Consider the following 18,148-nt stretch of genomic DNA (forward strand, 5'->3'; position numbering starts at 1 on the left):
TGCTACTGCGCCGCCTCTCGCAACTCGATACGGACCCGTAGTACGGTGCCGATCCGCCGGAGTGCTTTGACCTCACCGTAGGTTCGCAAGACGTCGTGTTCGACGTCGATGCAAGGCACTTCTCGAACCGCTGCGGCAATCCGGGGCGCCGCAGATGTCGGCGCCGTCAGTTCGACCGCGCCATGGTGTGGCAACGCCGCACGGTACCTGTCTCGCCAGTCCTCGGCAGTGACGTCGATGGACGGCAGCGGTCGGCTGTGCGCGGCGGCCACGAGCAGCCGGTCGAGGACCGCGGTGCCCGCATAGGGCTGCCAGTGCTCCAGATGGGCAGTCCTGGCGCGGTTGCCGCGTGGCCAGAGCACGCTGAACACCTGGTCCGCGGTCAACTCGCCCTTCGAGATCCCGGGAACCCGGCCCTCGGCCACGATGTAGGCGATGATCTGCGGATCGATCTCCAGGCCGAACCGCTTCTCGTACCCCGCCCACGCTCGCACAATGGCATCGGTCTTCCGGTCGGTGGCATCATCGCTTCCCGGCCGTAGAAGGCGGGTGGACAGGGCGGCGACGGCCGCGTGCCGGGGATTGCCGTCCAGAGCGGCCCAGAAACGCCGAAGATCGGCCAGCGCGCGATCGGCCTCCTCCGAACTTGGGGCGTTTCGCAGGCGCCGCATCGCGGTGGTGAGGTCTCCAGACGGCACATCAACGACGTGCCGGACCAGTGTCGTCAGGGTGGCGTCGACGTATTCCAGGTCCCCGGGCTCTAACGCGTTGTCGACCAGTCCCCAGAATCGGCGCGGGTTCTCCGCGTAGTAGTGAGCGAGCTGCTCGACGATACCGACGCCGCCGATGGTGGTCTCTGTCAGCCAGATTTGACTTCCTTCGTCTCCCTCGACCACATCGACGATGAGGTCGTTCTCTTGGGCATCGGGGCACGCGCGCTGGCAGGCCACGAGCAGGGCCGCGGCCAGCGTGTCGCGGTAGGCGCGCTGGGCCAGGTCACCTGCGAGGACCGCCGTATCGTCGCGGTGGAGCAACTCGGCGTGCATGTCGACGCACTGCTGGACGCGTTCGATGTCGCTGAGTTCCCGCAGCGTCGTGATCAGCCTCTGCTCGAGTTGGCCACCGCCGTTCGTATCCCGGTAAAGGGTCTGCAAGATGCGTTCGACGTCGCTGGCCCAGGTTCCTTTGCTTAGCCGGTTGTGGACCACCTCGGACGCCTGACCGCTTTCGATGGCGGTGAGCACGAACGCTGTCAGGTAGACCAGCACGATCCAGTCGCGCTGGAACCCGTTGGCGACGTCGTCAAGGTCGGGGTCCTCCCGCAGCGCAGTCGAGAAGGCGATCCGCCGCCAAGCCGGCGAGGCCAGATGTGCCTCGACAGCTGGATCGGCCAGGTTCAGCGGGCGCACATCAAACCGGATTCCGTCCACGGTCAGGCTGAAGCCCAGGGCCGCAGGTTCCCCGTCGAAGGCGTAGCGCACGCGAGTGGACTCCTGCCGACCGTACTCGTAGCGCGTGTCGCACTGGGCACCGAAGGTTAGCCGCCGGACCTCGGCCGGATTCCCGGCCGCGTGGGTGGCAAACTCCACCCCACTCACACGCTCCGCCCAGGTGGACGGCGTCGGGATCTCTCCCCCCGTCATCCCGGCGACGGGCGGCCTAATCTCGGACATCCATTCGGGCGTGCCCTGGGACTGGTCCAGGACGGTCCTCGGCGGCTGGCGGAGATCGATGGTCTGCGGACGGATGACGTTGATCGGCCCGTCTGGGCCAGGCCACTGCCCCAGTCGGACCCATGAGGTCACGATGTCGCCAAGGTCGACAACTCCGCCCGCGCTCGGATCTGGCAGCGGGAGCCAGGTTCGATGGCCCTGGAAGCGATATCCGTAGCGACGGCTGACCCGGCCGGCGACGGCCTCGCGTAGGGCTGCCTCGATGGGCATCGCCTCCGCGTCGACATCGTCGAAGGGCGGTTGTAGCCACACCTCGGGCACGTTGAGCGCCATGAACAACGTCGAGGTCAGGTACTCGGGAAGAAGTGTTCCGGCTTTGGCGCCCAGGTCGGGGGCACTGACCCGCCATTCGTTGCGCAGCCGGCGAAGAGCCGTCGGCACGACGCCGAGGAGCAACGCGCGCGGCTGCTCCCACAACAGCGCGATCGCCTCGTCACGTTCGATCCGCAGGGCGTAACGAAGATGGTCTGCGAGGTCGTCCTGCAGATCAGGTTCATTAAGCAGACCATCGAGGAGTTTGACGAGAGCGGCCTCTCCCGGGCGGTTTGGTGCCGGCAGTTTCTTGGGTGCCCGTAGGGCCTGCCGAGGATCGATCCGGGTGCCCTCGCGGGCCAATCTGCGGCCCAGCCAGTCGAGGAGCGCCTCGGTCGCCTGGATGCGCAGCACATAACGATTGCCGACCGGCAGGTGCCGCGACGTGATCTCCGGCGCGAACAGGGTGTCGTAGGCCTGGTAGGCGAGCCGGTCGCGGCCGAAGTCTGAGAGCGTGACTACGGTGATCGGACGCATCCCGCGGGTACGGCCCGCGCGGCCCTGACGCTGGAGGAACGCGGCGGCGTCGCGGGGCGCCTTGTGCTGAAGGACGAGGCCGACCCGCTCGTCGTTGAAGCCGACCTCCAACGACGCCGTCGCCACCACGACGTCGGAGGCGACGTCGACGCCGACATCCTGGGAGGTCGTACGGGAGATCACAAGCCCGTTCTCGTCGGCCGAAGGCGTGAGAACGTGCCCGATCCTGGTGACTAGGTCCCACGACTGGCCGTCGTCGAACCGGCCCCTCGGGAAGGGCGCGTCCGGCGAACGTAGGCCGGCCAGCACCTGGCGGGTTCCTCGGCGACGGCCAAACCTACGCGTGACACCCTCGGCGTCACCGAGGTCATCATAGAGACGGTTGTTGACATCAAGATCGTCAGTGAAGACGAAGGCACGCGAGCCAAAGAGCCCCTCGCTACCCCGCTTGTTCAGGACCCGCGCGTAAAGCATGATCGCCTGAATCGACACCGACAGTAGGCCGGCTCCAGAGACGGGGTCGCCGCGCAACGCGATCGAGTATTGCCGGCCCACGTTCTCCAAGTCGTCCGCTGCCGGCTCGACGTGCTCAATTGCGGTCTCGTCGAGACCGGTCAACTCTGCGAAGAACGCCGCGGCGTTGCGCAGGGTCGCGCTCAGGCCGACAAAGGTCACATGGCCGCGGACCGCGTTGCGCCAGCGCCGTAGCAGCAGCCCCACCTGTGCCCCGTGCACGCCCGTGTAGGTGTGCACCTCGTCCAGGAGGACGAGCGACGGCGCAGAGCCGCCCTGCCAGCCGAGTAGACGGCCTAGTCCGTAGTGGTCCTCGGTCGCGTTGCGGTTGAGCATCTCGGTGGTGGTGAACAGGATGTCCGGCGGCTGTTTAACCTGCGACCGCCTGGTCAGCGCGATCTGGCCGGTGATGCGGTACTGGCAGCCAGCGCAGATTAGTACCTCCCTCGCGGGCGTTCTTGTCCGCTCGATGTCCGGCCAGACGAGATCGTCGTTGCACCGCGGGCACTTCAGGTACGGGCAGACCCGGCCGTTGCCGCGCGGTCTCCAGACGCCATTTCCGGTCCGCGCGGTAAGCCTATAGTCGGTCGGGTTAGTCGGGGTTTCGCCATACAGCGCGCCGACCCGCAGGTGTCGGCGGCCGTGCAGGCGCAGCGTGTTGTTGAGTTTCTCGGCTGTCTCCACCGCCTCGCGCAACTGGTCGCGCAGCAGTTCGTTGCGTGGGTATACAGCGAGGGTGTGCACCCGGTCGCGCCGCGCTGAATCGGCGATCGCGGCCATCGCCGGCAGGTAGAACGCCAACGTCTTCCCGCTACCCGTCCCGGCGCCGACAATCACGCCGCGGTTCGCGTTCGACGCGAGTGCCCGCGACACGGCCTCGGTGGCATGCGTCTGGAAGCGGGAGAGCTTGCGGTCTCCGATCTGAGCCACCGCGACCGCGGCCCGCACGTCCGACCAGCCGGCCTCCCGGAGTCTCGCGAGCGCCTCGGCCGCTTCGATGTCTCGCTTCGGGTAGCGGCGCGGGGCCACGCGCAGACGGTAGTCGGCGACCAGCGGCCGCCCGCGGTCCCACCACCGGTCCGTGGGGTCCAGATAGCTCGGCGGCACGAACAACTGACGCAACTGGGTCGTCAGGCGCAACGTTTCGGCGAGCCGCGTCCGGTACCGCGGCGGCGATGAGGCCGGGATCCGCATCACCAGGCCCTGTCGGAGCAACTGCTCCAAGACGTCCTCGGGCTGCGACGCGTCGACATTGCCCGCGTAGATCAGGTCCCCGATCAGGCTCATGACCTCGTCATGGGCGAGCGCCCCGGTCGTCACGCCCCAGGACAGGAGGGGCATCTCCCGATCCTCGAGGGCGTCGAGCACCACTGACAGCGCCATCGGTAGAAGCGCCGGCGTCATGCCTCTCGCCGCCGCAACTCGATCTGCTCGCCGATCTTCGAGTCGCGCAGCAGGAGGAGTTGCTCGTCGGTAAGCTCGGCGAGCGTCAGCGGCCGCTTCCCCCTCAAGCGGTCGAGGAGTGCGGTGACCTCACCAGGCAGATCCTGAAGTTTGTCGAGTTCCTCTCGCAGACCGTCGAATGTCGTCGTGAACGCGATGACCGCGCTCTGGTCGGGCATCTTCGCCGCGATTTTCGCCAGGTCAGATAGCCGCTCCCGAGCGGCCTCGCGTCGATCGGCCGGCAGACCGGCTACCCGGTTCCAGTCCTTCCGCAGACCAGTCAGACGCTCGGCCGTCCAGACCTGCCAGCCGTTCTCACTTTCGGTCCTGAGCCTGGCAGCGGCGGCGTCCAACTTCTTCGTCGCCGCTCGGAACGAAGGATCACTGACCGTGTCGTCGTCGACCTTGCGCCGGAAATCCCGGTATCCGTCGTCGTTGACGGTGGCGTTGATCGCCAGGCCGTCCGGCAGGGTCGCCACCGCCCGCGCCACCAGCAGAGCCTGGTCCAACCTCGCCAGCGCGAGTTCGACCTCCGCGATCCGGCTCTGGACCCGCTTGAGATTGTCGATGCCTTTTTCTCGATCTGCGATCTGTTCGGCCTTCACCCGGAACTCGGTCGCCCGGTCCAGCAGCGTCGTCATGCTCCCCACCGCCCCTGGCTGCGGATGTTCGTCCACTTGGCGAACAATCTCTCGATCTCTTCACGCTCGTCGACGAGTTCCGCCTTCGCCCTGTCTCTGACCGTCGCCAGTCGTGGCGTCAGCCATTCATCGCTGGTCCGCAGAAACTCGACGGCGTCGGCGAGGCTCGGGCCGTGGTCGGTACCGACGATCCGTAGCGCGGTGGTGTCCTTCTTCCGGCCCTCGGGCAGTTCACGCCACTTCATCAGGTCCTTCTCCAACTGGTTGATCGAACCCCAGTCGATCGTGCGTGCGCGCTCGAACCCCCGCATGTAGGTGTCCTGAGGGTCCGGAGCCTCACCGATCGGGTGGCCTGCGTCGTAGGCCGCGGCTACCTCCCTGACGACGTCCACGCCCCGTTCTTCGGGGGGAAGAAGCGCACGCAGCGCGCGTACCTGCTCCTCCAGCAGCGCCATCTGATTGCTGACCAGGACAGGCAACTGGCTGAATCCCGCGATCGCATCCTTGGCCACCCACCGGGGCAGTGTCCCCTCGGCGGTCCAGGTCCAACTGGCGGTCGTCGCCTGCCGCAGCAGGGGAAGCAGATGGGCGACGTCGATCAGGCCGGCCTCGGTCCCTCGCGCGTAGCCGAACGCCTGCGTCAACGCCTCCGTCAGGCCGTGCCGGGCCTTCTGATGGTTGGCGAACGCCGTATACCAGGCGTCGGTGCGGCTCCGCTTGTCAGCAAGCCGCCAGTCGGACCCGCCATCGAGCACCACGTCGACGAGAGCCGCCTCCGGCTGGCCCTGATAGGCACGGCCGGCCAGCAACGCACCGATCAACGCGGCCCGCAAGCCGGTGACGAGTTGCGGGTCCGTGAACTGCCGAGCCTCGATGATCTTCATCTTCAGCACCGGCGCATTGGCGTCGGCGATCGCGTGCAGCCGTCGCAGGTGCGCCCCATTGCCGGTGGCCTGTCCGCCCTTGAGCGCGACGAGGCCTTTGAGGAACTGCGCGTTGGTGGGGTTGCGCTCGAACCGGATGGGCGCGTTTGCCGTACCTTGTGCGTTCTCCGCGTCGGCTCCCATGATGGATACCGTCGTCGACCTAAGAATAGGCCAGACGCCCGTGACCTCGACGGACGTGGGGGTCTTCCCGATGGGAGCGGACCAGTCACACCTGAGCATGACCGCCCCGCCGACGGTCCTGCGCAGTTCCCGCGCGGTGTCCTGCCTCAGGCTGGCCCCCCTGGTGAGCCAGTCCTCGATGTGCTGGACAGACGCCGGGATCTTCGGCCCGTCGTCCGCCTTGCCCTTACCCTTGTCTTCCACCCCGGGGTTGGTCTCGCCCTCGCCCTCGTCCTCGGGTTCGGGCTCGGGATCCGTGATGTTCAATGTCGGCAGGGCGAACGCGGTGTGGATCTCCAGCGCCAGGCTACGGAGTTCGGTGGGTGCGTTGCCCCAGAACTCAAGCGTGATCTTCCGGCGCTGCGCGTCGACGCGGTCGACCTGCTCGATCTGGAACTGGATGTCTCCGGGTAGCGGCTTGTTCAGCTTCACGACCGGGTAGTCCTCGCGGAAGCGCGGCCCAGGGAAGGCGCCGTTCTTCAGGCTTTGCGCATGGTCCCGCAGCACGTTGCGGACCACCTGACCCAGGACGGCCCGGGGGACGATCGCCTCCGGCTTATCAGGCTGTGCCACCGCGCGGATGGCGCGCCGTAGCGCGTACTTGTTGAACGGGTAGAGACCATGGCCGTCCGTCGTCGTGCCGAAGCCGCTGTGGCACGGCTCCTTGAAGGCGCAGTCGTCGCAGGCGTTGGGGGTTTCCTGCTGATCGTCGCCGGCCAACTTCGCCAGCTTTTCGTGGCCCAACCGCACCACGTTGAGATACCTGCCGACGAAGGCATACAGACGACCGCGACCCGCTGGGCTGTCGTCGAACTGCATGTCAAGGTCGTATAGGTACGGGGTTCCGGACGCGATCCGCGTGTGCGCGGAGGCAGGAAGCCCCTTGTAATAACCCTCAGTGATCGCCATCAAGGTTCGGATGGGAGCGAGAGTCGCCCTGCCCTCGCGGTTCCCGACCTCAAGAATGGCCTCCAGTAGATCCCGTTGCAGTCCCTGGATGAGGGCGAAGTCCTCGATGAGGAGGACGATCTCCTTGCCCTGTTCCAGGTAGAGGCGGCGGATCTTGAGCATCGCATCCTGTAGGCGGCCTACGCCGACAGTGGCGTTGAGCACCGCGGCGTCGAGGGTCGAGTTGAGTAGCTCGACTGCGGCCAACTGCAGATCGGGTTGAACAACGATCTTCCCAAGCAACTGCTGCGCTACAAAGGACGCCTTGCGGACATCGGCGACGTCCAATGGTAGGGACTCGACGGTGAACTGGGCCGGGCGCTCAGAGTCGCCCTCCTTGCGGTCGGCCAGCAGTCGGTCGACCAATTCCGGGATCAGTTGGCCTGGCCGGAGCAGATGCTCCTTGACGTGCGGGTCGGACAGCAGCGCCGGCAGTCCCTGCGGCATGGTGAGGACTTTGGTCTTGCCAGGCAGCGGCTCTGATTCGAGCACGGCTTCTTGGATCTTGTTGATCAGCCGGTTCTGGAGGCTGGCGGCGTCGAGTTGCTCGGACACTTGGGCGACCTCGGCGCGCAGGGCGTCGAATTCCGGGCCCTCCGCCCCGTCCAGCAGGGCGGTCACCACGGTCCGCAGGCTGGTACCGAGTTTCGGCAGATAGATCACGCGCCGCTTGTTATCGCTCGGCGTGCACTCCTTGATCCACCGCACCAGGTGGGACTTCCCGGCGCCGGAGTCGCCAATCACCGGCATGACCAGAGCGCCATCGCTCGTGTGGCGGGTCAGGAAGTCCTCGCGGACCGCGTGTTCGTCGATGGGCGAGTGGTCGACCACCTGCAGGGTCTTCGGGTGCCTGCGGAAGATCTGCAGTGGGGCGTGCGTCGCGAAGAACACCGACCTCGACGGGCTGACCGCCTCCGTGCTGATGAGGGTCGCCGCCTCCACCGGGTCCCAGCACAACCGCCGGCTGAACTCAGCCATGGAGACCTTCCTTCACTACGACGTAGGAGATGCGCCGGGGGGCCGATCCCGGATCAACCGCAAAGACGTCGCGCGGCGCGTCGGCTGGTTGCTTCAGTTCGATCCAGCCGCCCCGGTCATCCTCGGCGGCGCCGAGCAGCGCGAAGGACATCACCGGTGACATCCAGCCGTACTCCGGCTCAGCCAGCCCGAGCGCGCGGCTGAAAGCGCCCCCCGGCAGCACCGGCAGTTCGCGCAGCAGGTCGGAGATCACCTGCTGGCCTTCGATCTCCTTGTCGACGGGGTACAGCCGCCAGATGGCCCGGCTGACGGCGCGTGTGCAGTCCGGGATGATCCGGCTGTTTGTGTCCCCGACTGCCGGTCGCTCGACAAACCCGAGTGCCAAGGCCCACTCGACGAACCTGGGCCAGCGGTTGGTGACGTTGTTGATCGGTTTCGCCAGAGGTAGAGCAGGCAGCGGCACCGCGCCATAGCGGGACTGCGCGTCAGCGGCCTCGACCCCGTTCAGCGGCTCGTCCGTCACCGGATCGCGCGTCAGGAACCAACACAGGGCCCGCACGAACTCACGTGGGCCCTTGCCCTCGTCGTTCGCGCCGATGCCCTCGTTTCGGTCGATGGCTAGAACCTCGGCTCGGAGCAGGTCGCAAAAGGCGTCGTAGTCATCGAGCGGAAGCTCGGACGCGGCGAGCGAGAGCGCCAGCGTGTCGTCCTCGGCCGTCATGAGGCCGTATTCCACGAGGGTCTTGACGGCTAGGTCGAAGGTCTTCATCCGCTGGCTCGACTTGCCCTCCTTGAACAGGGCGGGCGGGCTGAGTAGCGCCTTTGCGTCCGCTCGCGGGACCGGCTCGCCCAGGAACAGCAGCGCGCGCGTGACCGCCCACATCGGCGCCGGGAACGAGGCCTCTTCAAGGATCAGCGTCATCAGAGCGCTCCAAGAACTGCCGCAACGGGCAGAGTGGGGACATCGCCGTAGCCGTACGGCGCCGGCCCGGCGTCGGGCCTGGCGGACGGCTCCGGGTGGAGAAGATACGTGACCCAGCCCGCGTCGGATCTGTCCCGAATCGCATCGCCAACCGGCACCGGGCCGTCCAGCAGCCAGATGACAGGCCCGCCGTAGGCCTGCATCAGGTCGTCATCAGCGTCCACGAGCAGCGGCGATGGCGCCGCGGCCCGCTGGAGCCTGGTAGTCAGGTCGGTGGAGCAGCCGGGGCCCCCCAGAACGCTCACGCCCCGCCGGACGAGGCTCTCCAGGAGGTCCGGAACGAGGTCGCGGAACTCGTCCGCTCCCCGCCACGTGATCGCTAGCGCCGGCGAGCCTCTGCGGGCCCGTCTAAGCGGGTCGGCCGGGAGGCCACGCCAGGCGTGCATAGCTGGGTGCGGGCTGACCGCGCGGCGGTATGACCCGGACTCGGGCGGCGTCCGATGCGATCGGCAGTGGGGGCAGCCCCGGCAGTTGATCGCCGTCGACAGCCGGCCGCCAGCCCACGTCGCCTGGTAGTAGTCGCCCAGCAACGTGCCCACGCAGTCGCGGCCGTGGGTCACGGCCGTCATGGCGGCGTACGCCCGCTGCTCGGCATCCTTGATGATCTTCCGCTGTCGCCCGATGGCCTCCGACCACGAGTCCTCGGCCATCGCCGCGGAAGTAAGCACCTCGACGCCGATCAGGTCCTCGCTGAACGGGTCCTCGGAATCCGGCGCGCCGAGCGGCGCGGGCCGAAGCCGGACGAGTTCCGCGCGCGCCATAAGGTTGAGGAGGCGGACGTTCCATGCCCGGTTCTGCTCATGCCCCTCAGGCATGTAGAACGGGACCGAGGCCAGATCGACACGGTGGATGAAGGGCCCGGCCTGGGGGCTGTTCTTCATCCGGCTCCAGCGGATCCAGCCTTTCTCCACGCCGATGATCTTCCGCTGGTTCAGCCGCTGGGCGAGTTCGTAGTCCTTCGGCGCGACCGCCAGGAAACTCAGCGAGGCCCGGCCGTCCCGGCCGGCCCGGCCGACCTCCTGGTAGAAGCGGTCGATGGTCTCGGGCAAGCACGCGTGCACAACCGCGCGTACATCGGGCATGTCAATGCCGAGCCCAAAGGCGGACGTTCCGACGACGATGTCATATCGCGTCGCGGCAGTTCCGTCGCCGCCTCGCCAGCCGTCGATCAGCGCACGGCGGGCATCGTCATTGGAATCACCGGTGATCTGCCCGACGCGCCGCAACCCGGTCTGGCGCAGCAACTCCACCCAGCGGTCGACGTCCTTCCGTTCGGTCGCGTAGAGGGCCAGCGGTCGCGGCAGCATGTTCACCGCCTCTATTACCGCTTGTTCCCGCGCCCCGACGCTCGGATAGTCGCGGACGAAGTAGCTCGGCTCAGGCCGCAGCGCCGACGCCCACACGACCGCGGTCTCGCGGCCCGGCAGGAGATCAACCAGGTAGTCGATCTGATCGTCGGTCAGGGTCGCCGTCATGGTGACCGTCACGGGCTGCTTTCCCGCCGGCGCCTCCTCGTTCCAGCCCTGGCGCGCGCTCGCGAGGGCCTGGAAATCCGGCCGGAACTCGCTGCCCCACTGTTCGACAAGGTGTGCCTCGTCGATCACCACGTACTTCAGGTATCCATTCCGCGCGGCGACGTTCAGTGCGGGGCCGAGCCCGCGGGCCACCGACTCCGGGGCGGCGAAGACGACCTTCTGTTCCCCATCCCGGATGGCCTCCCGCATCGCAATCTTGAGCTCGTCGCCCATGCCACCGAGGTAGGCGTAGCGGCCGTTCGGGCTTCCCCGGTGATCTCGGCGCGCCACCATTTCCTGCACGCGGCGTTCCATGTCCAGCGCAAGCGAGACCGTGGGCACGACGACGAGGGAGACCGCCAACCGGTAGGCATCGGCCAGGATCGGCGCCAAGACCACGTCGGTTTTGCCCTGCCCAGTGGGCAAACTGAGGAGCGTTGTCGTTCCCGGCGGCGCGGTCACCACCGTTCGTGCGGCCTGTCGCTGGCCGAGCGAGAAGTACGAGTCGTGGCCCAGCGTCGCGCTCCAGAACGGGTCCGCCGGCACTAAGTCCGCGCGGAGAGACTTCCTCGCGTAGACGTCGGCGAGTTCCCGCCGCGCCGATTCCCGGTCCTCGTCGTCGGCCGTCGGCGGCGTCCATTCCAGCGCTGCCAGGGTCACCGAGTTCACATCATGCCCGAGACAGACGCAGCCGGCCTCGGACCATTGCGCGACGGTCGGCATCCCCACCCGCAGCGGGGCGCGCAGCGTCATGGTGCCGCCGCCGACCCGGGCCTGCTGCTCGAGCAGGACCTGCCGGACCAGGGCCGCGACGTCCCGCCAGTCGGCCTCGTCGAGGCGCAGCCCGGCCAGGGCATCCCGCAGCCGCCTGCAGGTACCCGTGGGCTCGGCCGCGGGGAGGTCGTTGAGCAGTTGATGGGCGGTCGGCAGGTCGTCAGCCACGAAGACCCGCCGGGGGCAGGCCCGCGATGCAGCACGTCACTGAAACAGCACTCACTGTCGGATTGTGCAGCGCCTCGGTCAGGAGTTCAGCGACGGCGACGTCCGCGAGCATGCTTTCGGTATCGCTGAGCAGACGTCCGGCGGCCTGCCTAGCCCTGACCTGGGCCCGCGCGATCACCAGCGCACGGCTCGCGGCCGTGCTGGCGCCGGAGCACCGGGCAGTCAGTTCCTCGGACGCCATGATCTCGCCGCGGGCCGCCGCGTCGGCCTTCCGCGCCGATTCGGCGAACTGCAGCCGGCCGCCAAAGTGCTCCAAGAGGAAGCGGGCCCGTTCAGGCTTGAGGTTCACGTCGATACGCTGGTTGTACGGCTGGCCGAGCAGGTCGAGCAGAGGCGGGTTACGGACGACTGCGCCCGATGAGTGCACCCACATACGCGTGATGAATGGCGCCAGCAGGCGGTCAGCCTGGTGGCGCAGGGCCCGTTTCGCCTGCGCGCCGCCATCGGTGGCCTCGACCGCGGGCTGGATGTCCGCCTCGACCAGATAGTCGAAGCCGAAGAAAGCCTGCGGCTCCCCCGGGTGGCGGCGCCAGTAGGCGGTGGCCTGGCCCTTATCGTCGATCCGGGTCACGCTTGCGATCAGATCAACGAGGGGGTGGCCAATCCGGAACACTCGCGTCCCGGGCAGCCTCAGCGCAACCTCTCGGTTGAAGGTGCCGTTCATCGGGGTCCCGCTTGTCGCGGCGCGGGCCAGGAGTCGAGGCGGCATTAGCGGTGGGCGGTCGCCGGTGCCGAACCGCATTACCGAGGACGACTCTGTCAGCGCCATCTCCAGGCCGCCTGGGTTACGGCCGACATAGCCAGTGAACGCGCTTTGCGCAACTTTCCAGCCGGTCTCGAACTCCCCCATGGCGGCGGCGATGTCGCGCAGGCCCGAGGTCGACTCGTAGATGGCCTCTAGCATGTCGACCGTGTCGACGTCCCGGCGTTCGTCATCGAGCACCAAACGGACCGATCCGACGGCCTCGAGTAGGCCGCGTGGGCCATGGATGACAGCGTCCTGCCAGACCCTCGATTGAACCCGCTCGATGCCGGCCTGCAGGGTCGAGACGGACTCGGTGAAGATACCGAAGCCGTCGACGAGGAGTTTCGCCCATGCGCCGAGCAACGTGAACTCACCATCCGTGCTGGACACGATGATCTGCCGGGCGGGGTGGCGCTCGGACCTGTCGTATCGGTCGACCCGGCCCAAGCGCTGTTCGAACCGGTTCGGCGACGAAGGCAGTCGCACGTGCACGACCGCGTCGGCCTGCTGCAGGTTCAGCCCATCCTCGGCGCTGTCGTCCGCGATCAGTAGACCACCCTTGGTTAGCCAACCGCCCAGTTGCGTCTCGCATTCCGCGGCGCCCGTTCCGGCGGTGTGCTCACTGACATTCAGGTCGCGGACCTCGCGAAGATGGCCGACCAGTCGGTGTGCCAACGCCCCGGCGCCGCAGAAAACCAGGAGATGCTGGTGCTCGCGGGCGAGGGCTCGCAACGTCCGCGCGATGGCCGCGTCACCTCGGGTCTCGTCTCGTTCGAGGTCGCCGATCGGCAGGTCGACCTCACCGGCCGCGAGGGGCGCAACGCGCAGGGCAACCCGCTCGTCCGCGGTCAGGCCGGCGCGCCGCGCGGCGGCCTCGTCGGCGTTCCACCGCCAGCGAAGGGTGTCGACGAGGTCGACCGGCGAACCGCCGGTCCGGGAAGCAAGGACGCCCAGGGCCTGGCCATACACCTCGGCGCTCGCCTCGGCATTTCGATCAACCAAGTCCTTCGCGATGTGCGACTGCCATGAGAGTAGGAGATCGTGGCCAGCGTCAACTGCCGCGTCCGAGACGACCACTTTCACCGGCCGCTGCCGACCGGTGACGGTGTAAGACTCAATCGCCGCCGCGTCGGATTCGCGCAGTACCTGCTTGCGCCGGTTGCGGATCACACGCCGGTGTAGGCGGTAGGTTTCACCGACGTGGGCCCGCATGCCTTCCACGCGCAGTGCGAGTTCTCCCCGCCTCGACTCGTCAACGAGAATGCCGCCGTCCAGCAGTTCCAGGACCGCGCCAGCCAGGTCTCGGAACCGAGGATCGTCGGGGATCAGAGCCTCAACGTTCTCGATCGCCTCCGGAAGGAACATCTCGAGCGACGCGTCCATCGAAAACACGGCTCGGGCCAGGTCCATTCTGGTTCGCACGCGGCGGGTGAAACCCTCAAGATCATCCCAGCGATAGGCGTCCTCGTCGAGCAGGTGCAGCAGCGCCAGGTAGGTCCGTTCATGCCACACCACCGGCGTCGCGGACAGCAATAGGATCCGGGGAACCGAGTGGGCCGCTACCGCCAATTCCGCGTACGGCGTCAAGGCCGGGTCCCCGACCTCGACGAGACGATGGGACTCGTCGACGACGACCAAGTCGAAGCCGTGATAGCTCGCCCACTTCTCGGGCGTCTCATGTGCGGAGATCCTGATGTCGGCACGTGGGAAGTCCTGGATGAAGAAGCGCTCCGTCAACTCCCGTTGCCACTGCCGACGCAAGGTATCCGGGGCTATGACGGCGATCCTCGCGGTCGGTTTATCGATCAAGACCTGGCGGATGATGTAGCCGGCCTCGATGGTCTTGCCGAGACCGACCTCGTCTGCCAGCAGGTAACGCTGCACTGGGTCACCGAGGACCGTGAGCGCGGCCTGCACCTGGTGCGGGTAGATCTCGGCCGCCGAGGACAGCAGCGCGGAGATGCCCGCACACGCTCCGCGCTGCGCCACCAGGTTCTTAAGGAGCGGAAGCCGCGCATCCCGAAAGAATCCGGTCTCGTTCCCTCCGGCAATCAGTACGTCGACTGGGTCCGTGACCGGCCTGTCCCACCGTACCCGGAGTTGCTCCTCCGGGATCATTTCATCAAGTTCGCTGTTCGGTAGATGCACGAAGTAGGTCGGGCCGTTGCGGCCGATCGCTCTGCCGGCCCGCCAGTCTCCAGTATCCGGATTCACCCAGAAGACCCGAGTCTGGAGCTCCAAGACATGGGATCTGCAGAATTCCGCGAGTACCCACTGATCAAGAGCCACCGGGTTGGAGACTGAATCGAAGCACTGGACCCGCAACCGGTCGCCGTCCACGGCGACAACCCGCGCTATTCCTGGAATACCTGGGCACAGAACGAAACTTCCAGGCGGGAACCGAGTGGACACATCATGATCTTTATTCATCGGCGGCGCAATCGATCTCCGCTATGTCCGGCGGAACCGAGGTCGTCCCGTCGAGCAGCACGGGACGCTGCCCGCGCAAGAAAACCCCGGCCTGGCCGTCCACGCTGACCGGGCCGGCAGCGTGTTCGAAGAGCATCCGCACCGGGTCCGCGCCGACCCGGGCACGCGACTGGGCCGCCGTCAGCGACCAGCCCACCTCATTCGGCCCGCCTGCCGTCAATCCAGCGGCTCGCCGCTGGAAGTACAGCCCACCAACCAGCCGGGACAGAACCTGCACATAGCCGCAGTTGCGGCCCCGGAACTGCCACAACGCCAGCACGAAGCACACGACCAGCCGCGACGGCAGCAGTTGGCGGCGGACCTCCACCGTATCGGTCTCCTCCAACACCTGGTCCACCAACTCCGGCAGATACACCCGGGTCAGTGCACCCACCGTCACTTGGTCCGGCAGCCAGCCCTCCGGCGACAACTCCTCGCTCCCGTCATGCCCCACAGTCCAAGCCTACCGATCCGATGATCACTCCAAGTACGGCCATTGCCCTTTCGCTCAGAGTCAAGAATAGGATACGTTTGGTTTCGGTGTACGCCCGCTGCAATAACGCATAGTATGCGATACTCGCTGTGCGTAGTCGGCCAGGCAATTAGGCATGCCGACACGCCGGAGCGTCTACGGTCCGCGTTCGATGTTCTCCAACGCCCTTGACTGCCCAGTCGGCACCCTCGCTCCACTGGCGTGCAACTCTCTCCGGTGCCGACAGCGCTCGACCAGGGCGGCATCCTCGACCGCCGAAGCGCCGCCGGCCAAACCCGCCGCCCCGCAGGCCGCCGCGAGGTCTCTGCGGCCAGTTCTTTCTACACGTGGTCGGCGTCGCGACGCCAGGTCAACCTTCTCAGCGTGGGCGCCATCGGCATCCGACGGGACATCGCCGTTAATATTGTCGACCAGGACCCCGGCGAGATCGGGCGAGATCCGATGACACCACAGCCCCGCCTCAGGCCGCCGCCTGCGACGACCCTTCCGGAACGGAAGCCGGCGACCAAGCTGGCGTGGGACCGTCCCGGAAAACACGACGACAACCCGTCGCCCGCCACATGGTCATCGAGCGGGTCGAGACCATACCCATGACGGCCGAGGAACGGCGAAGAGCAGTCGAGGCGCTCGCCGAGCTGATCCTGAACTGGGAGCACACCACCGCAGCCGCCACCAACTCGGAGGAACACCGGTAGGGCCGGAGGCCCGGCGCCGCCCCGGCTGACGTTCCGCATCGCCCTCAGCGACATCGCGCCCTCGGTGTCCGCCCGCTGGCGCGCCTCGGCCGGGCCGGTCGCGCCGACATGGTCAGAGCGTCTCGCGCCGAGGGTAACGGGGATGGGTCTCCTGCATCCGCTCACGGAACCGCCGGAGCCGCTCCTGGTGATTCTCCTTCCGGGGCTTCGCAGCGTCCGTACACGGGCTTGACTCGGGGGCGCCGCGCTTCGGGCACGTGACGAGCCTGGCCCGCTCGACGGTCACCGGATCGGAAGCCGTGCCACCGGCACGCCGGTGCCATTCGTCGACCTGGCGGTCGTAGTCGGCCAGCGCCTGCTGGTACCGGCGTTCGTGGACGAGGGAGACGCGGGGCGCGGGTGGTGTGTCCGGCTCCGCGGTCTCCAGTCCGGATCAAAGGCCGCGAACGACCCGCATGCTGACCCAGTCCCAGCAGCAGTGACTACCGACAGGAGTCGACTGCTACAGAGCCAAAGGAGGCTCGAACCACCTGCCCGGCCCGCCGACCTGCAGTTTCGGCGGGCACGAGCACGTCCACAACGTGCGAACCAACCTGTTTCTGCAGGTCAGGCGGTTCGTCACGCTGCGGGGTGGAGGTGAGGGGACTCGAACCCCTGGCCTCCTCCGTGCGAGGGAGGCGCTCTACCAGGCTGAGCTACACCCCCTGGAAGTAACCGAAGCTTACAGGATGGCGGGGGCTGTGTGACGACCACCCCCGTCCGGAGTGCATCGCCATCCGTCCGCCGGCTCGCGCGGCGAGGTCAGCCGATCCGGACGGTGCGGTCGCTGTGGGCCTCGGAGCGGGCCTCGTCGCGCCTCTCGGAGCGGGCGGCGGGGAGGGCCACCTCGGCGAGGTCCGCGCGGCGGCCGGGGTGTTCCGCGGCGCCGGCCGTGACGGTGGCGCCGGCCCGGAGCGGGGTGCTTGGGCGCCGCGTCGGGGAGCCTGTGCGGGCGGGCGCCACGCCGGCGCCGACGGGATGATCGGGGCTGGCCCAGCCGCCGTGGCCGCGGATGCCGAGGGCCTCCTGCGCCCCGGAGCCGACGAGGGTCGCGAGGAGGTGGTCGAACAGGTAGGCGGCGGCGGTCGGTCGCAGCAGGCCCGCCTCGTGGCGGGACCAGCCCCACGCGCGGGCGCCGTCGACGACGAGTTCCTGGTCCGGTCCGGCGTCCCCGGGGAAGGTCAGCCGCGCGTCGGCGGGCGGCGGCAGGCCGTCGAGGGAGCGGTGGGCCCACAGTTGCAGGGCCTCCTCGGGGCACCAGCCCTCGTCCCGGACGGCTACCTGCCAGGCCGCCCGACCGGGCCGGTACACGGCGAGCCGGATGGACGTGCCCCGGCAACGGAAGTGCAGGCCGACTCCGTCCGGGCGGACGCCTCGTATCTCGACCGGCACCGCGGAGCTGCCCGGGCAGACGAGGTATCCCTCGTCCCGCAGACGGGCCATCCACGCCTCGAAGGACACGGCGGATGCTGCCTTCCTGATCGATACGCACGTCGGGGGACTCCCACCGGAGGATCGGCGAACTGCCGGCCGGACCTGGGGCCGGGACATCGCGCGCGGCATGCCACCGTCGAGCCGGTCCGAAGCCGGATCGGTCGCCGTCGCCTGCGGTACGTCGCGGATCCTCGGGGACGTCGGCGAACGCCGGATGCCCGCGTTCGGCGGGAGATGGCGGAGCGGTGCCTCGCGCCACTGCGACCGCAGGTGGCGGTCCGTGGGCGCTGCCGGCTCGGTGCGGGGCCGGTGACCGGGGCGGCGGACGATCAGCGGGGGTCGGCTCGCCGGTCAGGATGGTCTTGCGCCCAGGTTCGATGCACCGAACTCCGAGGCCCCTCGCACCCGGGCCGGCCCCGAAACTATCGGGCCGACCGGCTCGTCACGCTGGCGGCGAGCCTCAGTGGGCGCGAGGGCTGGGACAACACGGACAGCTCCCGGGACGACAGACCACTCGCCACGCCCGGTGAGGGGCGGCGCCGTGCTGCAAACGGAGCGTCACCTCTCCATTATGCATGGGGGCCGATTCGGGTGCCGGCGCGCAGACACCGGGCGGGCGGTTCG

8 protein-coding genes and 1 tRNA gene are annotated in these 18,148 nt (G+C 68.0%); all 9 read right to left on the bottom strand.

All coding sequences use genetic code 11. The annotated features are described in order from the left end of the window. Positions 1-2 precede the first annotated feature (2 nt). Positions 3-4,439, bottom strand: a complete 4,437-nt coding sequence (gene dpdJ, locus AC5R91_RS22445) for a protein DpdJ (RefSeq protein WP_495393290.1) — start codon at positions 4,437-4,439, stop codon at positions 3-5. Beyond that, positions 4,436-5,119 carry a hypothetical protein gene (locus AC5R91_RS22450; RefSeq protein ID WP_495393291.1) on the bottom strand — a complete coding sequence of 228 codons (684 nt, stop codon included), beginning with the start codon at positions 5,117-5,119 and terminating at the stop codon, positions 4,436-4,438. Before AC5R91_RS22450 ends, dpdJ begins: the two co-directional genes overlap by 4 nt. Further along, positions 5,116-8,151: a protein DpdH gene (gene dpdH / locus AC5R91_RS22455; protein ID WP_495393292.1), complete on the bottom strand. Its 3,036-nt coding sequence runs from the start codon at positions 8,149-8,151 to the stop codon at positions 5,116-5,118. The genes AC5R91_RS22450 and dpdH overlap by 4 nt, the downstream gene beginning before the upstream one ends. Beyond that, the gene (gene dpdG, locus AC5R91_RS22460; RefSeq protein ID WP_495393293.1) at positions 8,144-9,073 is read right to left on the bottom strand and encodes a protein DpdG; all 930 of its coding nucleotides are present in this window, start codon (positions 9,071-9,073) and stop codon (positions 8,144-8,146) included. The genes dpdH and dpdG overlap by 8 nt, the downstream gene beginning before the upstream one ends. Beyond that, positions 9,073-11,589 (bottom strand): protein DpdF, encoded by a 2,517-nt coding sequence (gene dpdF / locus AC5R91_RS22465; protein WP_495393294.1) that lies wholly within the window; start codon positions 11,587-11,589, stop codon positions 9,073-9,075. Before dpdF ends, dpdG begins: the two co-directional genes overlap by 1 nt. Then, positions 11,582-14,824, bottom strand: coding sequence for a protein DpdE (gene dpdE / locus AC5R91_RS22470; protein ID WP_495393295.1), 3,243 nt, complete (start codon positions 14,822-14,824; stop codon positions 11,582-11,584). Before dpdE ends, dpdF begins: the two co-directional genes overlap by 8 nt. Next, positions 14,817-15,293: a transposase domain-containing protein gene (locus tag AC5R91_RS22475; protein WP_495393296.1), complete on the bottom strand. Its 477-nt coding sequence runs from the start codon at positions 15,291-15,293 to the stop codon at positions 14,817-14,819. Before AC5R91_RS22475 ends, dpdE begins: the two co-directional genes overlap by 8 nt. Positions 15,294-16,682: 1,389 nt before the next feature. Beyond that, positions 16,683-16,756 (bottom strand) — tRNA-Ala (locus AC5R91_RS22480). A gap of 96 nt (positions 16,757-16,852) precedes the next feature. After that, positions 16,853-17,551 carry a hypothetical protein gene (locus AC5R91_RS22485; RefSeq protein ID WP_495393297.1) on the bottom strand — a complete coding sequence of 233 codons (699 nt, stop codon included), beginning with the start codon at positions 17,549-17,551 and terminating at the stop codon, positions 16,853-16,855. Positions 17,552-18,148: the final 597 nt, after the last annotated feature.

It is taken from the genome of Frankia sp. BMG5.60 (assembly GCF_059428125.1).

Excerpts from the sequence above, each read along its gene's own strand:
- dpdJ (WP_495393290.1), bottom strand. The coding sequence starts at position 4,439 with ATGACGCCGGCGCTTCTACCGATGGCGCTGTCAGTGGTGCTCGACGCC.
- AC5R91_RS22450 (WP_495393291.1), bottom strand. The coding sequence starts at position 5,119 with ATGACGACGCTGCTGGACCGGGCGACCGAGTTCCGGGTGAAGGCCGAA.
- dpdH (WP_495393292.1), bottom strand. The coding sequence starts at position 8,151 with ATGGCTGAGTTCAGCCGGCGGTTGTGCTGGGACCCGGTGGAGGCGGCG.
- dpdG (WP_495393293.1), bottom strand. The coding sequence starts at position 9,073 with ATGACGCTGATCCTTGAAGAGGCCTCGTTCCCGGCGCCGATGTGGGCG.
- dpdE (WP_495393295.1), bottom strand. The coding sequence starts at position 14,824 with ATGAATAAAGATCATGATGTGTCCACTCGGTTCCCGCCTGGAAGTTTC.